The sequence below is a fragment of the Klebsiella sp. K5-306 genome (assembly GCF_051835185.1).
Taxonomy (GTDB): Bacteria; Pseudomonadota; Gammaproteobacteria; order Enterobacterales; family Enterobacteriaceae; genus Klebsiella; species Klebsiella oxytoca.
This window is the reverse complement of sequence record NZ_JAIFJY010000005.1, coordinates 93,351-113,747: the sequence shown is the minus strand read 5'-3', so window position 1 is coordinate 113,747 and position 20,397 is coordinate 93,351. Positions and strand designations below refer to the sequence as shown.

20 protein-coding genes are annotated in these 20,397 nt (G+C 55.3%); 16 read left to right on the top strand and 4 right to left on the bottom strand.

The window, feature by feature from the left end; all coding sequences use genetic code 11:
• Positions 1-4: 4 nt before the first annotated feature.
• The 5 genes from phnP (at position 5) to K2184_RS09860 (ending at position 2,609) form a co-directional block, all read left to right on the top strand.
• Entirely contained in the window at positions 5-763 is a 759-nt protein-coding gene (phnP, locus tag K2184_RS09880) for a phosphonate metabolism protein PhnP (protein WP_163525816.1), read from the top strand.
• Between the two features lie 70 nt (positions 764-833).
• Complete coding sequence (locus K2184_RS09875; protein ID WP_023329128.1) at positions 834-1,301, top strand: hypothetical protein; 468 nt, start codon at positions 834-836, stop codon at positions 1,299-1,301.
• 257 nt (positions 1,302-1,558) lie between these two features.
• Positions 1,559-1,783, top strand: a complete 225-nt coding sequence (locus K2184_RS09870; protein ID WP_004109405.1) for a hypothetical protein — start codon at positions 1,559-1,561, stop codon at positions 1,781-1,783.
• Entirely contained in the window at positions 1,783-2,109 is a 327-nt protein-coding gene (locus K2184_RS09865; RefSeq protein ID WP_026055915.1) for a low molecular weight protein tyrosine phosphatase family protein, read from the top strand. Before K2184_RS09870 ends, K2184_RS09865 begins: the two co-directional genes overlap by 1 nt.
• Before the next feature lie 92 nt (positions 2,110-2,201).
• The gene (locus tag K2184_RS09860) at positions 2,202-2,609 is read left to right on the top strand and encodes a hypothetical protein (RefSeq protein ID WP_004109407.1); all 408 of its coding nucleotides are present in this window, start codon (positions 2,202-2,204) and stop codon (positions 2,607-2,609) included.
• Here the strand turns inward: K2184_RS09860 and yjdP are convergent.
• The gene (gene yjdP / locus K2184_RS09855; RefSeq protein WP_004109408.1) at positions 2,603-2,935 is read right to left on the bottom strand and encodes a DDRRRQL repeat protein YjdP; all 333 of its coding nucleotides are present in this window, start codon (positions 2,933-2,935) and stop codon (positions 2,603-2,605) included. The genes K2184_RS09860 and yjdP overlap by 7 nt on opposite strands.
• 69 nt (positions 2,936-3,004) lie before the next feature.
• Positions 3,005-3,454: a bifunctional allose-6-phosphate isomerase/ribose-5-phosphate isomerase RpiB gene (rpiB, locus tag K2184_RS09850; RefSeq protein WP_439237754.1), complete on the bottom strand. Its 450-nt coding sequence runs from the start codon at positions 3,452-3,454 to the stop codon at positions 3,005-3,007.
• A gap of 365 nt (positions 3,455-3,819) precedes the next feature.
• Here rpiB and K2184_RS09845 point away from each other — a divergent pair, with 365 nt between their 5' ends.
• The 8 genes from K2184_RS09845 to K2184_RS09810 all read left to right on the top strand — a co-directional run bounded on the left by K2184_RS09845 (position 3,820) and on the right by K2184_RS09810 (position 13,265).
• Positions 3,820-4,707, top strand: coding sequence for a MurR/RpiR family transcriptional regulator (locus tag K2184_RS09845; protein WP_004137474.1), 888 nt, complete (start codon positions 3,820-3,822; stop codon positions 4,705-4,707).
• Between the two features lie 62 nt (positions 4,708-4,769).
• Complete coding sequence (alsB, locus tag K2184_RS09840; protein WP_070557068.1) at positions 4,770-5,705, top strand: D-allose transporter substrate-binding protein; 936 nt, start codon at positions 4,770-4,772, stop codon at positions 5,703-5,705.
• 76 nt (positions 5,706-5,781) lie between these two features.
• On the top strand, positions 5,782-7,314 hold the full coding sequence (gene alsA, locus K2184_RS09835; RefSeq protein ID WP_004109412.1) for a D-allose ABC transporter ATP-binding protein AlsA: 1,533 nt from the start codon (positions 5,782-5,784) through the stop codon (positions 7,312-7,314).
• Complete coding sequence (gene alsC, locus K2184_RS09830) at positions 7,293-8,273, top strand: D-allose ABC transporter permease (protein WP_004109413.1); 981 nt, start codon at positions 7,293-7,295, stop codon at positions 8,271-8,273. The genes alsA and alsC overlap by 22 nt, the downstream gene beginning before the upstream one ends.
• Positions 8,274-8,283: 10 nt before the next feature.
• The gene (gene alsE / locus K2184_RS09825) at positions 8,284-8,979 is read left to right on the top strand and encodes a D-allulose 6-phosphate 3-epimerase (RefSeq protein ID WP_004109415.1); all 696 of its coding nucleotides are present in this window, start codon (positions 8,284-8,286) and stop codon (positions 8,977-8,979) included.
• A complete protein-coding gene (gene alsK, locus K2184_RS09820; protein ID WP_004109417.1) occupies positions 8,963-9,874 on the top strand; it encodes an allose kinase in 912 nt (303 codons plus the stop codon). The genes alsE and alsK overlap by 17 nt, the downstream gene beginning before the upstream one ends.
• A 274-nt stretch (positions 9,875-10,148) precedes the next feature.
• Entirely contained in the window at positions 10,149-12,296 is a 2,148-nt protein-coding gene (gene fdhF, locus K2184_RS09815; protein WP_077598860.1) for a formate dehydrogenase subunit alpha, read from the top strand.
• Between the two features lie 285 nt (positions 12,297-12,581).
• Positions 12,582-13,265: a tetratricopeptide repeat protein gene (locus K2184_RS09810; protein WP_004109426.1), complete on the top strand. Its 684-nt coding sequence runs from the start codon at positions 12,582-12,584 to the stop codon at positions 13,263-13,265.
• 152 nt (positions 13,266-13,417) lie between these two features.
• On the opposite strand, the gene gltP is transcribed toward K2184_RS09810, so the two are convergent.
• Entirely contained in the window at positions 13,418-14,731 is a 1,314-nt protein-coding gene (gene gltP, locus K2184_RS09805) for a glutamate/aspartate:proton symporter GltP (RefSeq protein ID WP_004109428.1), read from the bottom strand.
• A 411-nt stretch (positions 14,732-15,142) separates the two neighbouring features.
• On the opposite strand from gltP, the gene acs reads away from it, so the two are divergent.
• From acs to actP, 3 genes are all read left to right on the top strand, one after another.
• On the top strand, positions 15,143-17,101 hold the full coding sequence (acs, locus tag K2184_RS09800) for an acetate--CoA ligase (protein WP_004109430.1): 1,959 nt from the start codon (positions 15,143-15,145) through the stop codon (positions 17,099-17,101).
• 182 nt (positions 17,102-17,283) lie between these two features.
• Positions 17,284-17,598 carry a DUF485 domain-containing protein gene (locus tag K2184_RS09795; protein ID WP_004127871.1) on the top strand — a complete coding sequence of 105 codons (315 nt, stop codon included), beginning with the start codon at positions 17,284-17,286 and terminating at the stop codon, positions 17,596-17,598.
• The gene (actP, locus tag K2184_RS09790; protein WP_004109434.1) at positions 17,595-19,244 is read left to right on the top strand and encodes a cation/acetate symporter ActP; all 1,650 of its coding nucleotides are present in this window, start codon (positions 17,595-17,597) and stop codon (positions 19,242-19,244) included. The genes K2184_RS09795 and actP overlap by 4 nt, the downstream gene beginning before the upstream one ends.
• Positions 19,245-19,287: 43 nt before the next feature.
• Here the strand turns inward: actP and K2184_RS09785 are convergent, their stop codons facing one another.
• Positions 19,288-20,385: a type 1 fimbrial protein gene (locus K2184_RS09785; protein ID WP_023320183.1), complete on the bottom strand. Its 1,098-nt coding sequence runs from the start codon at positions 20,383-20,385 to the stop codon at positions 19,288-19,290.
• Between the last annotated feature and the right edge of the window lie 12 nt (positions 20,386-20,397).

Here is a 20,397-nt window from a genome sequence, read left to right as displayed (position 1 = left end):
AAGCATGAGCCTGAGTATCCGCTTAACCGGCACCGGCGGCGCGCAGCTGGTGCCGGTTTTTGGCTGCGATTGCCCCGCCTGTCGCCGCGCCCGCGCCGACGAAGCGCATCGTCGTCGCCCCTGTAGCGCGATAGTTAAATTCAATAGCGCGGTGACGCTGCTCGATGCCGGGCTGCCGGATCTGATGACGCAGTGGCCCGCCGGCAGCTTTCAGCAGTTTCTGCTCACCCATTATCATATGGATCACGTACAGGGGCTGTTCCCCTTGCGCTGGGGCGTGGGCGAATCCATTGCGGTATACGGCCCCCCGGATGATCAGGGCTGCGATGACCTGTTTAAGCATCCGGGCCTGCTGGATTTCAGCCACACCGTCGAACCATTTGTGCGGTTTGAACTTCAGGGATTGCGCGTCACGCCGCTGCCGTTGAATCACTCAAGGCTCACGTTTGGCTATCTGCTGGAGTCGGCCCATAGCCGGGTCGCCTGGCTCTCCGATACCGCCGCGCTGCCGGAAAAAACGCTGAAGTTCCTGCTGAATAATCAGCCGCAGCTTATCATCATCGACTGTAGCCACGAGCCGCGCCCGCAGCCGCCGCGCAACCACTGCGACCTGAACACCGTGCGGGCCATTAACCAGGTCATCGGCTGCCCGCGAGTGATCCTCACTCATATTAGCCACCGCTTCGACGCGTGGATGATGGAGCACTCTCTGCCGGCGGGGTTTGAAGCGGGATTTGACGGCATGGAGACTGTGCTGCCTTAACCAAACTTCATTGTCCCTTCACTTAACCTCACTATCTTCCCTGCGAACTTAACCATCTGAAGGGATTCACATGACCACAACACGACGCACGCTTCGCCATGCCTGCTGGTATGCATTCATTGGCCCCTATATTGGCCTGCTGTGGGCCATCGTCGCCATCGTCATACAGTCGCGCCGTTCGGTGGGTAGTTTCTTTGAATTTGTCTTTTCTGAACTGCCGTATTTTCTCATCGTCCCCTGGGCTGCTGGCGCCATCCCGGCGCTACTGACCGGGATTGCCGTCGCTTTTTTGCCCACGGGCATTCATGCGATTCATTACCGGCGTATCCTCGCCAGCGCGACCATTGGCCTGGCCATATGCGCGGCAATACCGCTAACCGGCGTGCTGCTTTTCTCCGATACCGATCTGACGACCTTTATTCTGCGTGGTCATGGGTTCCGGGTAATCGCAGGTTCTGGCCTGTTCTCTGGACTGATTATGGGATGGCTGATAGCCTATCTGCCGGGCAGGGAGCAGAGAAAAACGCCAAATGAATAAGTTCCTGCATCATATCGGCTGGTTTGCGGGGCTCGGGCCGATGATTCTCAGGCTTCCGCCGCGGATCGCGGCACATCGGTAACCCTTATCCAGACGGCCCGGATCCTCCGACGATCGCACACCAGCAGCCCCTGCCCCGGTATTCAACACGCGTGAAAACGCTGGATAAAGAGCCCCTGGCAGCGTTAACATAGCGGCGCTTTCCTCTCCGTATTATCGCGGCTGCTGAACCCGATTAATCTGAGAGAGAAAAGACCATGGAAACAACCCGTAGCCGGGGCTGGCGCATGGCGCAAAAGCAGCGCAATAAGTCTCGCGATGTTCACACCGCCCTCTTACGTTTTCGTCGCGAGAAAAACTGGAAGCATCTCTATTTGCGTTCAGAAAAATTGCTACGCGCCGCGCAGCTGGGAATGGAATATCCCCGTAAAACTCGTCGCCAGCTGGCGCATCAGGGAATGGAAGAGCTGTTATCGAATTGATCAACGTGCTGTTTGTTTGTAGCCGCAATCAATGGCGAAGCCCGACGGCGGAACAGGTGTTCCGCCGTTATCCTGGCATGAACGTGCGCTCTGCGGGCACGAGCCGGAACGCCAGAAAACCCCTTACTCCTGAACTGATTAACTGGGCGGATATTATCTGCGTGATGGAGCAGAAACATAAAAATCGACTGGTCGCTGAATATCGTCGCCTGGTCGAAAATAAACCGCTTTACGTGCTGGATATCCCCGACGACTACCGCTATATGGACCCCGAACTTGTCGCCCTGCTGAAAGAGCTGGTCCCCGCCCTGCCCGAACTGAGCTAATTTTCTATCACCGTTTTACCCTGACTTCATCCTCGCTTCACAGTAGTGAAATACCTTTCCCGACGGACAAAAAAACAGGGAAGGAAACGATCGTGACAGGACGAATGATTCATCATGCAGGCTGGTTCGTGGCCCTTGGGCCGTTAATACCGCTACCGCTCATTCTCTTTTTACCCAGGGTCATCTCAGTTGATGAGCTCCTCAATCATCTTCCGGAAGTATTATCCCTCACCTGGGGTATTGGCTTTTTACCCGCATTGTTAACCGGCATTTTCATGGCTATCCTGACGGGCCACGCTGATTGCGCCTGGTACTATCGAATGCTGGCAGGCGGGATTGCCGGGCCTCTGATAACGGCCATTTGCTGCGGCATCATCGGCGCTTTTATTCCGATGTTTTTCTATTTAATCCCGCTGTTGCTTATCTCGGCGCTGCCGTCCGGCATCGTTATGGGACTGCTGATTCCCTGGCTCCCGCCGCGGATCGCCCGGCATCAGTAATCATCATCCAGACGACGCCAGTCGTTTTCTAACTGTCGCCGATCGCTGTCCAGCTGGCGCTGACGCTCGTCAAGCTGGCGGCGGCGATCTTCAAGCTGTCGTCGTCTGTCTTCATACTGCCGCTGGCGATCGGCGCTTTGCTGACGGCTGCCCTGATAGCGCCCATCATCATAGTCATCGTCGTCGGAACGGCTATCGCCCGGGTGGTAAGCATCGTTAATAGCCTGCTGAATATTGCCGATAGCGTCGTCGATCACATCGGCGTGCGCCAGCTGGCCGGCGAGGGATAGGGTGCAAAAAAGCAAAGCGGTAGTATAACGTTTCATAAAGCCAGTCTCATCGGTGGGCTGGCTTTACGTTAATCAAGCGCTACCGCGGCGAGTAGCGGAGGAATCTCAAATCCGCTGCTGCTCAATCGCGCCGATCGCGTCTACCCGCCCCTGGTGGCGCCCCCCCTCGAATTCGGCATCCAGCCAGGCATCGACGATCATTTTTGCCAGTTCAAGGCCGATCACCCGCGCGCCAAAGGCCAGAATATTGGTGTTATTATGCTGCCGTGAAAGCTGCGCCGAGTAGGGCTCGCTGCACACCACCGCCCGAATACCGGGATGCTTATTGGCAGCGATAGAGATGCCGACGCCGGTGCCGCAGATCAGGATCCCGCCGTCGACCTCACCAGCGGCAACGGACTCAGCGACGGCGCTGGCATAGCGCTGATAATCGGTACGTTCCGTAGACCATGCGCCTTTATCCACGACGTCAATCCCGCGCTGGCGCAGATGCGCAACGATATCATCTTTCAGGATAAAACCGACATGATCGCAGCCAAATGCAATCCTTTTCATACTTAGCCTCGCCTGTTGTTAACTTTACAAGGATGGTTGGCGTTGTGATTTAAACGCCTAAAAATGCCCCCGGAAACGCTGAAAATAGCATCATCCGGCTCCTTTCTACACGCTGATATTTTACAAATCAAGTCGAAAACGTTATTTAACGCCATATGCACTTTTCAGAAAAAGAACCATATAAATCACACAATAGTATGATTTATAATGAATTTATTGCATGTAAAAGTAAAAATGAATTTTAGCAAAACTTCACAATAAACATAACTTTATAAAAAAATAAATTTTGTGAAGTTGGCGGTATCTTTTTTGTTTTGCCTGTGGTGATATAGTGTCGTCTTCATTTTATGGACAAAGAGAAAGCGATGAGTCAGTCAGAATCCAGTTCGCTCCCTAACGGTATCGGCCTTGCCCCCTGGCTTCGCATGAAGCAGGAAGGCATGACCGAAAACGAGAGCCGTATCGTCGAATGGTTGCTTACCCCCGGCAATCTCAGCGATGCGCCGGCCATTAAAGACGTCGCGGAAGCGCTGTCGGTATCAGAAGCCATGATCGTTAAGGTTTCTAAGCTGCTCGGGTTTAGCGGTTTTCGTAACCTGCGCAGCGCGCTGGAGGCCTACTTTTCGCAATCTGAGCAGGTGCTACCGACCGAGCTCTCCTTTGATGAAGCGCCGCAGGATGTGGTGAACAAGGTGTTTAACATCACTCTGCGCACCATTATGGAAGGCCAGTCGATCGTTAACGTCGACGAGATTCACCGCGCGGCGCGCTTTTTCGCTCAGGCTAACCAGCGCGATCTTTACGGCGCGGGCGGCTCCAACGCCATCTGCGCCGACGTGCAGCATAAATTTTTACGTATCGGCGTGCGCTGCCAGGCCTACCCGGACGCGCATATCATGATGATGTCCGCCTCGTTGCTGAAAGAAGGCGATGTGGTGCTGGTGGTTTCACACTCCGGGCGCACCAGCGATATTAAATCCGCGGTGGAGCTGGCTAAAAAGAACGGGGCAAAAATTATTTGCATCACCCACAGCTATCATTCGCCGATTGCCAAATTAGCTGATTTTATTATTTGTTCGCCAGCACCAGAGACGCCTTTATTAGGCCGAAACGCCTCAGCGCGTATATTACAACTGACATTATTAGATGCATTCTTTGTTTCCGTTGCCCAGCTTAATATTGAACAAGCGAATTTAAACATGCAAAAAACCGGCGCAATTGTTAATTTCTTTTCTCCAGGCGCGCTGAAGTAAATAAAAGCCGATCCCACATCAGTGGGATCAATAAAATTGTATCTTACACCGAGAGTATTGATATGAATAAATATCTGAAACTTTTCAGCGGCGCGGCTATGGGCGTAATGTTATCCACCAGCGCCTTTGCCGCCGCCGATTATGCCGTGGTCTTAAAAACCTTATCCAACCCATTCTGGGTGGATATGAAAAAGGGTATTGAAGACGAAGCCAAAACCCTGGGCGTGAGCGTCGATATTTTTGCCTCACCTTCTGAAGGGGATTTTCAGTCGCAGCTGCAGCTGTTTGAAGACCTGAGCAATAAAAACTACAAAGGTATCGCCTTTGCACCCCTCTCATCGGTAAACCTGGTGATGCCGGTGGCTAAAGCCTGGAAAAAGGGCATCTATCTGGTCAACCTCGATGAAAAAATCGATATGGATAACCTGAAGAAAGCCGGCGGCAACGTAGAAGGTTTTGTCACCACCGATAACGTGGCGGTCGGGGCAAAAGGCGCAGAGTTTATCATCGACAAACTGGGTGCTGAAGGCGGCGAAGTCGCTATTATCGAAGGCAAAGCCGGTAACGCGTCCGGTGAGGCCCGCCGCAATGGCGCCACCGAAGCTTTCAAAAAAGCGAGTCAAATCAATCTGGTTGCCAGTCAGCCTGCCGACTGGGACCGCATCAAGGCGCTGGACGTCGCCACCAACGTGCTGCAGCGTAACCCGAACGTTAAAGCGATCTACTGCGCCAACGATACCATGGCAATGGGCGTCGCCCAGGCCGTCGCTAATGCCGGCAAAACCGGCAAGGTACTGGTGGTCGGTACCGACGGCATTCCTGAAGCGCGCAAAATGGTCGAAGCCGGACAGATGACCGCCACAGTCGCCCAGAACCCGGCGGATATTGGCGCTACGGGTCTTAAGCTGATGGTCGATGCTGAGAAGAGCGGCAAAGTCATCCCTCTGGATAAAGCCCCGCAGTTTAAGCTGGTGGACTCCATTCTGGTGACGAAATAAGACTGACCTTGTACTGACGGTTGCCCTCACCCCGACCCTCTCCCCCACGGAGAGGGTGAAAATATAAGGAAAATCTATGCTCACGCCATATATTTCAATGGCGGGGATCGGCAAATCCTTTGGCCCGGTTCACGCATTAAAATCGGTTGATTTAACTATTTACCCCCATGAAATACATGCGTTATTAGGGGAAAATGGTGCCGGTAAATCAACGCTGATGAAAGTTCTGTCGGGAATACATGAACCGACCAAAGGCACCATTACGATTAATAACGTTAACTACGACAAGCTTGATCATAAATTAGCGGCCCAGCTCGGCATTGGAATTATTTATCAGGAACTCAGCGTCATTGATGAATTAACGGTGCTGGAGAATTTATATATTGGCCGCCATCTGACGAAAAAAGTCTGCGGCGTCAACGTGATCGACTGGAAAGAAATGCGCGTGCGGGCGGCGATGATGCTGCTGCGCGTCGGGCTGAAGATCGACTTAGACGAAAAGGTGGCAAACCTCTCCATCAGCCACAAGCAGATGCTGGAAATCGCCAAGACGCTGATGCTTGATGCCAAAGTTCTGATCATGGATGAACCGACCTCCTCGCTGACCAATAAAGAGGTGGACTATCTGTTTCTGATCATGAATCAGCTGCGGAAAGAGGGCACCGCCATTGTCTATATCTCGCACAAGCTGGCGGAAATACGCCGCATCTGCGACCGCTACACGGTCATGAAAGACGGCAGCAGCGTCTGCAGCGGGATGGTCAGCGAAGTGAATAACGATGACATCGTTCGTCTGATGGTTGGCCGCGAACTGCAAAACCGCTTCAACGCCATGAAAGAGAGCACCGGCAATATCGCCCGCGAGACGGTGTTTGAAGTGAAAAACGTCACCAGCCATGACAAGAAAAAGGTACGCGATATCTCGTTTAGCGTGAATCGCGGCGAAATTCTCGGTTTTGCCGGACTGGTCGGTTCCGGGCGCACCGAACTGATGGACTGCCTGTTTGGGGTTGATAAACGTAGCAGCGGTGAGATTTACCTCAACGGCAAAGCGATCTCCCCCCGCTCGCCGCTGGACGCTTTAAAGAAAGGCATGGGCTACATCACCGAAAGCCGCCGGGAAAACGGCTTTTTCCCCAATTTTTCTATCGCCCAGAATATGGCAGTCAGCCAGAGCCTGAAGCGCGGCGGCTACAAAGGGGCCATGGGGCTGTTCCGCGAAGGCGACGAACGCAAAACGGCGGAAGAGCAGCGCAAGCTGCTGGCGCTGAAGTGCCATTCGGTCGATCAGAACATTACCGAGCTATCCGGCGGTAACCAGCAGAAGGTGCTGATATCGAAATGGCTATGCTGCAGCCCCGAAGTGATCATTTTTGACGAGCCGACGCGCGGTATCGACGTGGGCGCAAAAGCCGAAATTTATAAAGTGATGCGCCAGCTGGCCGATGACGGAAAAGTCATCCTGATGGTGTCATCCGAACTACCTGAAATTATCGCCGTCTGCGACCGCATTGCCGTGTTCTGCGAAGGGCGACTGACGCAAATCCTGACCAATCGCGACGATATGAGCGAAGAGGAGATTATGGCATGGGCACTACCACAAGAGTAAAAGGCGATATGGACGAGAAAAAACCGTTTAACTTCGCGCTGTTCTGGGATAAATACGGCACCTTTTTTATCCTCGCTATCATCGTCGCCATCTTCGGCACCCTGTCGTCGGAGTACTTCCTGACGACCAACAACATTACGCAGATCTTTGTCCAGAGTTCGGTCACCGTGCTGATCGGCATGGGCGAGTTCTTCGCGATCCTCGTCGCCGGGATCGACCTGTCGGTCGGGGCGATCCTCGCGCTCTCCGGGATGGTCACCGCCAAGCTGATGCTGGCGGGCGTTGACCCGTTCCTTGCGGCGCTGATCGGCGGCGTGCTGGTCGGCGGCGCGCTGGGCGCCATCAACGGCTGTCTGGTCAACTGGACCGGGCTGCATCCGTTCATTATTACCCTCGGCACCAACGCCATCTTCCGCGGTATCACGCTGGTTATCTCTGATGCCAACTCGGTGTACGGCTTTTCATTTGATTTCGTTAACTTCTTTGCCGCCACGCCGCTGGGCATCCCGGTGCCGGTGATCTTCTCGCTGATTGTGGCGCTGATCCTATGGTTCCTGACCACCCGTATGCGCGTCGGCCGCAATATCTACGCGCTGGGCGGCAACAAAAACTCCGCTTTCTACTCCGGTATCGACGTCAAGTTTCACATGCTGCTGGTGTTCATCATTTCCGGTATTTGCGCCGGACTGGCGGGCGTGGTCTCCACCGCGCGTCTCGGCGCAGCAGAGCCGCTGGCCGGTATGGGCTTTGAAACCTACGCCATCGCCAGCGCCATCATCGGCGGTACCAGCTTCTTCGGCGGCAAAGGACGCATCTTCTCGGTGGTCATCGGCGGCCTGATTATCGGCACTATCAATAACGGACTGAACATTCTGCAAGTACAAACCTACTACCAGCTGGTGGTAATGGGCGGATTAATCATCGCGGCTGTCGCCCTCGACCGTCTTATCAGTAAGTAAGGAATTTATCATGAAAATTGCTCCCTCTTTAATGTGTATGGATCTGCTGAAATTTAAAGAACAGATCGAGTTTATCGACCAGCATGCAGACTATTTTCACATCGATATCATGGACGGTCATTTTGTGCCGAACCTGACCCTGTCGCCGTTTTTCGTCGGCCAGGTCAAAAAGCTGGCCAGCAAACCGCTGGATTGCCATCTGATGGTCACCCGCCCGCAGGATTACATTAGCCAGCTGGCGCAGGCGGGGGCGGATTTTATCACCCTGCATCCGGAAACCATCAACGGCCAGGCCTTCCGCCTGATCGAAGAAATTCGACGCCACGGCATGAAAGTCGGGCTGATCCTTAACCCGGAAACCCCGGTTGAGACCATGAAGTACTACATTCATAAAGCCGACAAAATCACGGTAATGACCGTCGATCCGGGCTTTGCCGGACAGCCGTTTATCCCGGAGATGCTGGAGAAAATCGCTGAACTTAAAGCCTGGCGCGAGCGCGAAGGGCTGAACTACGAGATCGAAATCGATGGCTCCTGCAATAAAGCCACCTATGAAAAACTGATGGCGGCGGGCGCGGACGTCTTTATCGTCGGCACTTCGGGCCTCTTTAATCACGCCGAGAAGATTGAAGAGGCGTGGCAGATCATGGTCGAGCAAATTCTGGCGGCAAAAAACGAGGTACAGCCTCATGCAAAAACAGCGTAACGTCGTCGCGGGCGTGGATATGGGAGCGACTCATATCCGTTTTTGCCTGCAAACGGCGCAGGGCGAAGCGCTGCACTGCGAAAAGCTGCGTACCGCGGAGGTGATTAACGCCGACGGCCTGGTTAACGGCATTAAAAACCTGCTACAGCAGCAGCTAAACCAACATGATGCCCGCTGCTGCGGGCTGGTGATGGGGTTTCCGGCGCTGGTGGCAAAAGACAAGCGGACGATTATCTCCACCCCCAACCTGCCTCTGGCCGCTGACGATCTGTATAACCTGGCGGACCGGCTGGAAGCGGCGCTGGGCTGCCCGGTGGAGTTTTCCCGCGATGTGAATCTGCAGCTCTCTTTTGATGTGCAGCAGAACGGCCTGCAGGAGCAGGAGGTGCTGGCGGCCTATCTTGGCACCGGTATGGGCTTCGCGGTCTGGCTAAACGGCGGGCCGTGGACCGGCGCCCACGGCGTGGCGGGCGAGCTGGGGCATATCCCCCAGGGCGATGACGCCCTCACCTGCGCCTGCGGCAACCCCGCCTGTCTGGAAACCGTCTGCTCCGGCATTGCGCTAAAGCGCTGGTATGAACAGCAGCCGCGCGCGTACGAACTGGGCGAGCTGTTCGTTCATGCCGCACAGGAGCCGTTTGTGCAGCAGTTGCTGAATCATGCCGCCCGCGCCATCGCCACCAGTATTAACCTGTTCGACCCCGATGCGGTGATCCTCGGCGGCGGCGTAATGGATATGCCCGCTTTCCCGCGCGACGCCCTAATCACCAGGGTTAAAACCTACGTTCGCCGTCCGCTACCGTATCAGGCCGTACGCTTTATCGCCGCTTCCTCCTCGGCGTTTAACGGCGCCCGGGGCGCGGCGGCGCTGGCGAGAAGCCGTTATTTGACCTAGCCCAATAAGCGCAGCACCGCTTTCAAGCCTGCCCGCTATCCTCCCCGGAAGCGGAGCTGCGCCCCTCCCGGGCTATCCATCATCGTCTGTCCGAGCGCGTCACCTGCTCCCGCGTCGACACGTCAAAACTGACGATAGCCTGTTTTTCGTCAGCATTTCGCCCAAAAAAACAACGTATCATCAGGCGATACCCACAATGAAAACATGGCATAGAAGATGCATAGTGACGGCGCGATAGCGCGTATGCGCCAATTGATTAACTGGAGCAAGACCGATGAAAAAAGTCGTCACGGTTTGTCCGTATTGCGCATCAGGTTGCAAAATCAACCTGGTGGTCGATAACGGCAAAATCGTTCGGGCGGAAGCGGCACAGGGGAAAACCAACCAGGGAACCCTGTGTCTGAAAGGCTATTACGGCTGGGACTTCATTAACGATACCCAGATCCTTACCCCGCGCCTGAAAACCCCTATGATCCGTCGCCAGCGCGGCGGCAAGCTGGAATCCGTCTCCTGGGATGAGGCGCTCGATTACGTCGCCACTCGCCTCAGCGCTATTAAAGAGAAATATGGCCCGGACGCGATTCAGACTACCGGCTCGTCCCGCGGAACGGGTAACGAAACCAACTATGTGATGCAAAAATTCGCGCGCGCCGTTATTGGTACCAATAACGTCGACTGCTGCGCTCGCGTCTGACACGGCCCATCGGTTGCAGGTCTGCACCAATCGGTCGGTAACGGCGCTATGAGTAATGCCATCACCGAGATCGACAATACCGATCTCGTGTTTATCTTCGGGTATAACCCGGCAGATTCACACCCTATTGTGGCGAATCACGTGATTAACGCCAAACGCAACGGGGCAAAAATCATCGTCTGCGATCCGCGTAAAATTGAAACCGCGCGCATTGCCGATATGCACATTGCGCTGAAGAACGGCTCGAATATCGCGCTGCTCAACGCTATCGGGCACGTGATTATCGAAGAAGACCTCTACGATAAATCCTTCGTCGCCAGCCGTTCTGAGGGCTTCGAAGAGTATCGCAAAATCGTCGAAGGCTACACGCCAGAGTCGGTGGAAGAGATCACCGGCGTGAGCGCCCAGGAGATCCGCGCCTGCGCCCGTATGTATGCCAGCGCGAAATCCGCCGCGATCCTGTGGGGCATGGGCGTGACCCAGTTCTACCAGGGCGTGGAAACCGTACGTTCGCTGACCAGCCTGGCGATCCTCACCGGCAACCTCGGCAAGCCGAGCGTCGGCGTCAACCCGGTGCGCGGCCAGAACAACGTTCAGGGCGCCTGCGACATGGGCGCGCTGCCGGATACCTATCCGGGCTATCAATACGTTAAGTTCCCGGAGAACCGCGAGAAGTTCGCCAAAGCCTGGGGCGTCGATAGCCTGCCGGCGCACACCGGCTACCGCATCAGCGAGCTGCCGCACCGCGCGGCGCATGGCGAAGTGCGGGCGGCGTATATTATGGGGGAAGATCCGCTCCAGACCGACGCCGAGCTGTCCGCAGTGCGTAAGGCATTCGACGATCTGGAACTGGTTATCGTCCAGGATATTTTCATGACCAAAACCGCCTCAGCGGCCGACGTTATCCTGCCGTCCACCTCGTGGGGCGAGCACGAAGGCGTCTATACCGCAGCGGACCGCGGCTTCCAGCGCTTCTTTAAAGCGGTAGAGCCGAAATGGGACCTGAAAACCGACTGGCAGATTATCAGCGAAATCGCTACCCGGATGGGCTACAAGATGCACTACAACAACACCCAGGAGATCTGGGACGAGTTGCGGCATCTGTGTCCGGATTTCTACGGCGCCACCTACGAGAAAATGGGCGAGCTAGGCTACGTCATGTGGCCGTGCCGCGATGAGTCCGACGCCGATCAGGGGACCTCTTATTTGTTTAAAGAGAAGTTCGATACCCCGAACGGTCTGGCGCAGTTCTTCACCTGCGACTGGGTCGCGCCGATTGACAAACTCACCGAAGAGTACCCGATGGTGCTGTCGACGGTGCGCGAAGTCGGCCACTACTCGTGCCGTTCGATGACCGGTAACTGTGCGGCGCTGGCCGCGCTGGCGGATGAACCTGGCTATGCGCAAATCAACACCGCCGATGCCGAACGTTTGGGCATTGAGGATGAGGCGCTGGTGTGGGTGAACTCGCGTAAGGGCCGTATTATCACCCGCGCGCAGGTCAGCGATCGTCCGAATAAAGGGGCGGTCTATATGACCTACCAGTGGTGGATTGGCGCCTGTAACGAGCTGGTTTCCGAGAACCTGAGCCCGATAACCAAAACGCCGGAGTACAAGTACTGCGCCGTCAACGTTGAGCCGATTGCCGACCAGCGTGCCGCTGAGCAGTACGTCATTGATGAGTACAACAAGCTGAAAGCCCGCCTGCGCGAAAGCGCGCTGGGTTAATCGGACCGCCTCCCCGGAGGCGGTGCTTCGCACCTGGCCGGGCTACCGGACCGCAGAAGACTGTGAATCAATCCCCCCGGATGGCGGCTAACACCTTATCCGGGCTAGCGGACCGCAGACGACTGTGAATCTGTAGCCCGGGCAAGGCGCGTCGGCGCCGCCCCCGGGGAAACAGACGGCACGATTATTCGGATAAACCATAAGTATCCCCCACGAGTTCCCGGCGTTTTCTTCTTCTTCCCCTGCCTTTATACTGCTCGTTATGTCCTCTACCGATAATAAAAAATGAAATACCTCTATTTACTGCTGGTGATAGCAAGCTTCACCTCAGGCGCCATGGAACCAGGTAGCCAGTATAGACAGCAGGCCGAAGCCGGCGATCCACGTGCACAATATTACCTGGCGGATACTTACGTCAGTTTCGGCGATTTTCCCCAGGCCGAATTCTGGGCGCAGAAAGCCGCAGACAACGGCGATGGCGACGCGCTGGCGCTGCTGGCCCAGCTCAAAATCCGCAATCCTCAGCAGGCCGACTACCACCAGGCTAAAGTGCTGGCGGAAAAGTCCGTACAAACAGGCAGCAAGGCGGGGGAAATTGTTCTCGCCCGGGTGCTGGTGAACCAGCAGGCCGGTACGCCGAACTACCCCCACGCCATCACTCTGTTACAGCACGCCGCGCAGGATCCGGAAAGCGATTCAGCCGTTGACGCTCAGATGCTGCTGGGGCTGATTTACGCCAGCGGCGTTCATCTTCCGGAAGATGATGTCAAAGCGACGCAGTACTTTAAAGAGAGCTCTGCCCTCTCCCGTACCGGCTACGCCGAATACTGGGCCGGGATGCTTTTCCTGCAGGGGGAAAAAGGCTTTATCGAACCGAACCGGCAGAAAGCGCTGCACTGGCTCAACGTTAGCTGTCAGGAGGGGTTTGATACCGGCTGTGAAGAGTTCGACAGGATAAGTAAAAGATAAGAAAAAGCCCGGCGCAGCCCATACGCCGGGCTTGTTGGAGATGTTCACCAGCCGATCTGGCTGGAGTGTTTCGGCCGGGTCAGGCGTTAGCCGCCGACAGAAACGCGACGCTTTTCTCTCAGGCCCGGTGCGATGTCACCGGGCTTTCTGTTTTATTGCGCCGTTTTATCAAATTTGCCCAGCACTTCACGCTCATACGCCAGCGCTTTTTTGCGGTCAAATTTGTGTTCCCACTTGGCGATAACCAGCACCGCCAGCGCGTTGCCCACCACGTTCAGCGCGGTACGCGCCATATCGAGGATACGGTCAACGCCGGCGATAAACGCCAGACCTTCCAGCGGAATGCCCACGCTGCCCAGCGTCGCCAGTAGCACCACGAAGGAGACGCCCGGTACGCCGGCAATCCCTTTCGACGTCACCATCAGCGTCAGCACGAGGGTAATTTCCTGCCAGATGGACAGATCAATACCGTACAGCTGGGCGATGAAGATAGCCGCAATACTCTGATACAGCGTCGAGCCATCGAGGTTAAAGGAGTAGCCGGTCGGCACCACGAAGCTGGTGATCGACGCTGGCGCGCCGTAGGCTTCCATCTTCTCAATAATACGCGGCAGCACGCTCTCGGAGCTGGCGGTAGAGTAGGCCAGAATCAGCTCATCCTTCAGAATGCGGATCAGGGTCCAGATGCTCAGTCCGCATACCCGCGCCACGATGCCAAGCACCACCAGCGCGAAGAACAGAATGGCGAAATAAACCAGAATCACCAGCTTCGCTAGCGGCCACAGTGAAGCGAAGCCGAAGGTCGCCACGGTCACCGAGATCAGCGCGAACACGCCCACCGGCGCGTAGCGCATCACCATATGCGTCACTTTAAACATGGTTTCAGAGATAGAGCGGAACACCGTGACCAGCGGTTCACGATGGGTAGCGGGCAGCGAGGAAAGGCCTAGACCAAATAGCACCGAGAAGAAGATGATCGGCAGCATGTCGCCCTTCGCCATCGAAGCCACGATATTGGTCGGTACCAGCGAGAGGATGGTGCCCATCAGGCCATGCGCGTGGCTCTGTACTTCTGCCGTGGTGTTTTGATATTTCGAAATATCCACCGCCGCCAGCTGCGACATATCAATGCCGCTTCCTGGCTGAAAGACATTAGCCAGGGTAATCCCCAGCACGATGGCCACCGTGGTGATCACTTCAAAATAGATAATGGTTTTCGCGCCGATACGGCCCAGCTGCTTCGCATCGCCTACGCCGGCAATGCCGACCACCAGGGTCGAGATGACGATCGGTACGACGATCATTTTAATCAGATGGATAAAGATATCGCCCGCCGGGGTCAGCAGGTTCGAGATTAACCAGTCACGGCTTTCGGCGTGGTAATGCAGGTAACTGCCCAGAAGTATGCCCAGCACCAGAGCCAGCAAAATTTGCCAGGCCAGGCTGACTTTTGTTTTTTTCTTCACTACAGACTTCCTCGATGAAAGGCGCCATTCCAGGAGGTAATGGCACCCACTGAAAGGGGTATGAATTGTGTTGCGTTGCTTTATGGGGTTATTTAACGCGCAATATCAGTATCATTTGCACGGCATGCTGCGCAAGTCTTTAAGAACAGCGGTTTACTCTGGTTTTATGCATAAACTCGCTAATATCCCCAACTTATCTTGCATAAGTATTTGTTATAAAAAATATTTAATAAATTCATTTTCTATAAATCCATTTCAGAAATTATTTCACCTCAAAGTTTCATTTGATTGATTTTCATTCAGTTCAATCAATGCGTGATCTGTCCCCCAAATAGCAAACAAAGCCGCCAAAGCCCCTACTATTAACGTTTATTTGACATATATTTAACAACCTACAGGAGAAAAAAAGCCATGAGCCAAATACATAAACACTCTATTCCCGCTAATATTGCGGAACGCTGCCTGATTAACCCGGAACAGTACGAGGCGCAGTATCAGCAGTCCGTCACCGACCCTGATGCCTTCTGGGGCGAGCAGGGCAAAATTCTCGACTGGATCAAGCCCTACACGCGCGTGAAAAACACCTCGTTCGCGCCGGGTAATATCTCCATCAAATGGTACGAAGACGGCACCCTTAACCTGGCCGCTAACTGTCTCGATCGCCATCTGGCGGAGCGCGGCGACCAGACGGCCATCATCTGGGAAGGCGACGACGCCAGCCAGAGCAAAAATATCACTTATCGCGAACTCCACCGTGATGTCTGCCGCTTTGCCAATGTCCTGCTCGACCTCGGCATTAAAAAGGGCGATGTCGTGGCTATCTATATGCCGATGGTGCCGGAAGCCGCGGTGGCCATGCTGGCCTGCGCCCGCATCGGCGCTATCCATTCGGTGATTTTCGGCGGCTTCTCACCGGAAGCGGTCGCCGGACGTATCATCGATTCCAACTCCCGCCTGGTGATCACCTCTGATGAAGGCCTGCGCGCCGGTCGTGCGATCCCGCTGAAGAAGAACGTCGACGACGCGCTGAAAAATCCGCACGTGAAGAGCATCGAAAACGTGGTGGTGTTTAAACGTACCGGCGGCAAAATCGACTGGCAGGAAGGCCGCGACCTGTGGTGGAGCGATCTGATTGAGAAAGCCAGCGCGGAACACCAGCCTGAAGAGATGAACGCTGAAGATCCGCTGTTTATCCTTTATACCTCCGGCTCGACCGGTAAGCCAAAGGGCGTACTGCATACTACCGGCGGTTACCTGGTCTATGCGGCCTCAACGTTTAAATACGTTTTTGACTACCATCCGGGCGACATCTACTGGTGCACCGCCGACGTCGGCTGGGTCACCGGCCACAGCTACCTCCTGTACGGTCCGCTGGCCTGCGGCGCGACGACGCTGATGTTCGAGGGCGTACCGAACTGGCCAACCCCGGCGCGCATGTGCCAGGTGGTCGACAAGCATCAGGTCAACATTCTTTATACCGCCCCCACGGCGATCCGCGCGCTGATGGCGGAAGGCGATAAGGCTATTGAAGGCACCGACCGCTCTTCCCTGCGCATTCTCGGCTCCGTCGGCGAACCAATTAACCCGGAAGCCTGGGAGTGGTACTGGAAGAAGATCGGCAACGAGAAGTGCCCGGTGATGGACACCTGGTGGCAAACCGAAACCGGCGGCTTTATGATCACCCCGCTGCCCGGCGCCATTGAGCTGAAGGCCGGTTCCGCGACGCGTCCCTTCTTCGGCGTTCAGCCGGTGCTGGTGGATAACGAAGGCACGCCGCTGGAAGGCGCCACCGAAGGTAACCTGGCGATCGCCGACTCCTGGCCGGGCCAGGCGCGTACGCTGTTTGGCGACCACGAACGCTTCGAACAGACCTACTTTTCGACCTTTAAAAATATGTACTTCAGCGGCGACGGCGCGCGCCGTGACGAAGATGGCTACTACTGGATCACCGGTCGCGTCGATGACGTGCTGAACGTTTCCGGCCACCGTCTCGGAACCGCCGAAATCGAATCGGCGCTGGTGTCGCATCCGAAAATCGCCGAAGCGGCGGTGGTCGGCATTCCGCATAACATCAAAGGCCAGGCCATTTACGCTTACGTCACTCTCAACCATGGCGAAGAACCGACGCCGGAGCTCTACGCCGAGGTGCGCAACTGGGTCCGTAAGGAGATTGGCCCGCTGGCGACGCCGGACGTGCTGCACTGGACCGATTCGTTACCGAAAACCCGTTCGGGCAAAATCATGCGCCGTATACTGCGCAAAATTGCCGCGGGCGATACCAGTAATCTCGGCGATACCTCAACGCTTGCCGATCCTGGCGTGGTGGAAAAACTGCTCGAAGAGAAGCAGGCCATCGCTATGCCATCATAAACTAACCGATCCCCTACACCCTCTCCCCACCAGGGGAGAGGATATAAATACCCACTCCCCAAGGATTTCAGGTAGCAGGAAAGCGGTAAACAGGCTGACTCCCGACAGTTAACTGCCGGGGGGATAAGTGTTGCCGACGACCGGCGCGTGGATGACAAAAGGGAACCTCTGGAGACGCTATGATGAACGATCAGATTTGTCAGCGGATAGAAAATAGTGCGCATTTTAAGGAGCTTGTTGCAGCCCGGCAAAGGTTTGCCGCCATCCTGTCACTGATTATGCTGGTGATTTATGTGGGCTTTATTCTGCTTATCGCCTTTGCCCCCGGCTGGCTGGGCACGCCGCTGCATGCGGGAACCAGCGTCACCCGGGGTATTCCGATTGGTATCGGCGTGATCGTTATCTCTTTCGTATTAACCGGAATATACGTCTGGCGGGCAAATGGTGAATTTGATCGGCTGACAAAAAGCATTCTCAGCGAGGTTAAAGCATCATGAAGAAAGTCCTGACGGCGCTCGCCGCCACGCTCCCTTTGACCGTCAATGCCGCAGATGCCCTCACCGGCGCGGTACAGCGCCAGCCGACCAACTGGCAGGCGATCATCATGTTCCTGATTTTTGTCGCCCTGACGCTGTATATCACTTACTGGGCGTCAAAACGCGTACGGTCACGCAGCGACTACTACACCGCTGGCGGCAACATTACCGGTTTCCAGAACGGTCTGGCGATTGCCGGCGACTTTATGTCGGCGGCCTCGTTTCTCGGTATTTCCGCACTGGTTTACACCTCCGGCTACGACGGGCTGATCTACTCGCTCGGTTTCCTCGTCGGCTGGCCGATTATTCTGTTCCTGATCGCCGAACGCCTGCGTAACCTCGGCCGCTACACGTTTGCCGACGTGGCCTCCTATCGTCTCAAACAGGGGCCGATTCGCACCCTTTCCGCCTGCGGTTCGCTGGTGGTAGTGGCGCTCTACCTCATCGCCCAGATGGTCGGCGCGGGTAAGCTGATTCAACTGCTGTTCGGCCTCAACTACCACGTCGCGGTAGTGCTTGTCGGCGTGCTGATGGTGCTCTACGTCCTGTTTGGCGGCATGCTCGCCACCACCTGGGTGCAGATTATTAAAGCGGTCCTGCTGCTGTTCGGCGCCAGCTTTATGGCCTTTATGGTGATGAAGCACGTCGGCTTCAGCTTCAATAATCTGTTCACCGAAGCAATGGCGGTGCACCCGAAAGGCTCGGCGATTATGAGCCCCGGCGGACTGGTAAAAGATCCGATATCGGCGCTCTCGCTCGGCCTCGGGCTGATGTTCGGCACCGCGGGTCTGCCGCATATTCTGATGCGTTTCTTCACCGTGAGCGATGCCAAAGAAGCGCGTAAGAGCGTGTTCTATGCCACCGGCTTTATGGGTTACTTCTATATTCTGACCTTTATCATCGGCTTCGGCGCCATCATGCTGGTGGGGGCGAATCCGGCGTTCAAAGACGCGGCCGGGCAGCTTATCGGCGGCAACAATATGGCGGCAGTGCATCTGGCGGATGCGGTCGGCGGCAACCTGTTCCTTGGCTTTATCTCAGCGGTCGCCTTCGCCACGATTCTGGCGGTGGTTGCAGGCCTGACGCTGGCGGGTGCATCGGCGGTGTCTCACGACCTGTACGCTAACGTGTTCCGCAAAGGCGCGACCGAGCGTCAGGAACTCAAGGTGTCGAAAATTACCGTACTGATCCTCGGCGTGGTGGCGATTCTGCTGGGTATCCTGTTCGAGAATCAGAACATCGCCTTTATGGTCGGCCTGGCGTTCTCCATCGCCGCCAGCTGTAACTTCCCGATTATCCTGTTGTCGATGTACTGGTCGAAGCTGACCACGCGCGGGGCGATGATTGGCGGCTGGCTGGGTCTGCTGACCGCGGTGATTTTGATGATCCTCGGTCCGACTATCTGGGTGCAGATCCTCGGTCACGAAAAGGCGATATTCCCATATGAATATCCGGCGCTGTTCTCTATCGCCGTGGCCTTTATCGGTATCTGGTTCTTCTCTGCTACCGATAGCTCCGCGGAAGGCGCGCGCGAGCGTGAACTGTTCCGCGCCCAGTTTATTCGTTCTCAGACCGGGATCGGTATTGAGAAAGGTCAGGCGCATTAATGATTACCCCTACCCCGGCCTGACGGCTGGGGTAGGGGTGATTCTAGTTATAGGTAAATGTTATCGTTCCGCTGGCGTTGGCCGTTCCAGGCGTCACTTCAGCCCCGGTTTTGTAATAGTTAGTCGAAAAGATGAGCGAGTTCGATGCAGCAGCGCCGCCGGGATTATTCGGGTAGGTGAAGGTTGCGTAGCTGGCCTCAGCTCCGGCATTCAACGTTACACTTCTGCTGGATGTACTTAAATAAAAACTGGTGTTTAACGGTATGACCTTCCCGTTGAGGCTTAACTGCACACCCACACCGGTTGCTACGTTTTCCCCCGCCGTTAACGCAATAACGCTCCTGTTCGGATTATCGCCTTCGGCTTCAGTCGCCGTCACACGCATTGATATATTGGTTCCGGGTTCGCAGGAAAGCATCAGCGTTTGCTGGGCGGAGCCGGCTGTCGAGGAAAGAGTAAACTCACTCGTTTTCACGGAGCCCATAGGGAAATTCAGCGCGGTCGTACCTGCCGTACAGCCCATCGGCGTCAGCTTGATTTGCGTCGTACCGCTGATGTGCAGTTGGGAAATAACCATCGTGCCAGTGCTATCTTTAAGCGAAACCGATGAGATAGGGTCCTTTATCGACAGAGAGCTGTTGCTGGCGATTGCGCCTCCCGTGGCCACCAGCTGTAGCTGGTAGGCGGGTGAATAGTTTGTTGTGGCATAGATATCTAAAAACCCCCCTGGTTTTCCAAGATAAAACTCTGAGTCGCCAATATAATGCTCAGTGTAATCAGGGAGAAAATCGTCAGTATCGCCATCATATTCACCGGTAATATTCAGCCAGACTTTCACTCTTAAACCAATACCCGGTACGGATGTCGTATAGATATGATCGCCAGTAAGTGCGCCTGCATTTGCTGAAGACCATTCAAAACGGGCATACATCTTCCCCTCACAGTTCCAGACCTGAGTATTCGAACGCGTTATTCTCCCGGAGTCATAAAGGACCGTTCCGGCAGAATAACTCCCCGCATTAATTAATATTTGTTCGGGTAGATTTGCCATCGTCACATCACCATAATTGGCCCCAGAGCTACAGGACCAACCATAAATAGGGAAAACCAACATCAATAGTAATAAAAAATATTTATTCATATATATCCCTAA

What these genes read in the sequence shown, in the direction of transcription:
- yjdP (WP_004109408.1), bottom strand. Translation starts at nt 2,935, where the DNA reads ATGAAACGTTATACTACCGCTTTGCTTTTTTGCACCCTATCCCTCGCC.
- rpiB (WP_439237754.1), bottom strand. Translation starts at nt 3,454, where the DNA reads ATGAAAAGGATTGCATTTGGCTGCGATCATGTCGGTTTTATCCTGAAA.
- K2184_RS09795 (WP_004127871.1), top strand. Translation starts at nt 17,284, where the DNA reads ATGAACGATCAGATTTGTCAGCGGATAGAAAATAGTGCGCATTTTAAG.
- alsK (WP_004109417.1), top strand. Translation starts at nt 8,963, where the DNA reads ATGCAAAAACAGCGTAACGTCGTCGCGGGCGTGGATATGGGAGCGACT.
- K2184_RS09875 (WP_023329128.1), top strand. Translation starts at nt 834, where the DNA reads ATGACCACAACACGACGCACGCTTCGCCATGCCTGCTGGTATGCATTC.
- phnP (WP_163525816.1), top strand. Translation starts at nt 5, where the DNA reads ATGAGCCTGAGTATCCGCTTAACCGGCACCGGCGGCGCGCAGCTGGTG.
- K2184_RS09845 (WP_004137474.1), top strand. Translation starts at nt 3,820, where the DNA reads ATGAGTCAGTCAGAATCCAGTTCGCTCCCTAACGGTATCGGCCTTGCC.
- K2184_RS09810 (WP_004109426.1), top strand. Translation starts at nt 12,582, where the DNA reads ATGAAATACCTCTATTTACTGCTGGTGATAGCAAGCTTCACCTCAGGC.
- alsB (WP_070557068.1), top strand. Translation starts at nt 4,770, where the DNA reads ATGAATAAATATCTGAAACTTTTCAGCGGCGCGGCTATGGGCGTAATG.
- alsA (WP_004109412.1), top strand. Translation starts at nt 5,782, where the DNA reads ATGCTCACGCCATATATTTCAATGGCGGGGATCGGCAAATCCTTTGGC.
- K2184_RS09785 (WP_023320183.1), bottom strand. Translation starts at nt 20,385, where the DNA reads ATGAATAAATATTTTTTATTACTATTGATGTTGGTTTTCCCTATTTAT.
- alsC (WP_004109413.1), top strand. Translation starts at nt 7,293, where the DNA reads ATGGGCACTACCACAAGAGTAAAAGGCGATATGGACGAGAAAAAACCG.
- acs (WP_004109430.1), top strand. Translation starts at nt 15,143, where the DNA reads ATGAGCCAAATACATAAACACTCTATTCCCGCTAATATTGCGGAACGC.
- K2184_RS09870 (WP_004109405.1), top strand. Translation starts at nt 1,559, where the DNA reads ATGGAAACAACCCGTAGCCGGGGCTGGCGCATGGCGCAAAAGCAGCGC.
- actP (WP_004109434.1), top strand. Translation starts at nt 17,595, where the DNA reads ATGAAGAAAGTCCTGACGGCGCTCGCCGCCACGCTCCCTTTGACCGTC.
- alsE (WP_004109415.1), top strand. Translation starts at nt 8,284, where the DNA reads ATGAAAATTGCTCCCTCTTTAATGTGTATGGATCTGCTGAAATTTAAA.